The following is a 382-nucleotide window of genomic DNA, read 5'->3' on the forward strand; positions in this document are numbered from 1 at the left end:
TAAACACAAAAGAGCTTCCAATTAGTTTTACCATGGAGGCAATAGGTGTTTATCATGAGCAACTTGCTTGGTTTTTATATGAGAGAAATCAAATGGTTCATATCGTGTTAGCAAACAGAGCAAAAGCTTATTTTCAAAGTATCGGAAATAAATCCAAAAATGATAAAATCGACGCCAAAGGACTGGCTGTAATGGGAGCAACTCAACCTTTAACTATATGGGCTCCTATTTCAAAACAATTATATGAATTACGATCAATAACAAGACACCTCGAAGATCTACAGTCAATTAAAAATGCTTTACGAGGACAACTTGAGCAAGCAAATACTTCTATTTACTCTTCTAAAGAAGTAACAAGGAGTATTAAAAAAACAATGAAAGA

Annotated in this window: 1 protein-coding gene; it reads left to right on the forward strand. The window is 33.2% G+C overall.

Translation table 11 applies throughout. From position 1 onward, the window contains the following. Window positions 1-382: IS110 family transposase (locus NH26_RS05215; RefSeq protein WP_199880257.1), on the forward strand; the 382-nt coding region annotated here is incomplete at both ends.

The sequence above is a fragment of the Flammeovirga pacifica genome (assembly GCF_000807855.2).
GTDB classification, from domain to species: domain Bacteria; phylum Bacteroidota; class Bacteroidia; order Cytophagales; family Flammeovirgaceae; genus Flammeovirga; species Flammeovirga pacifica.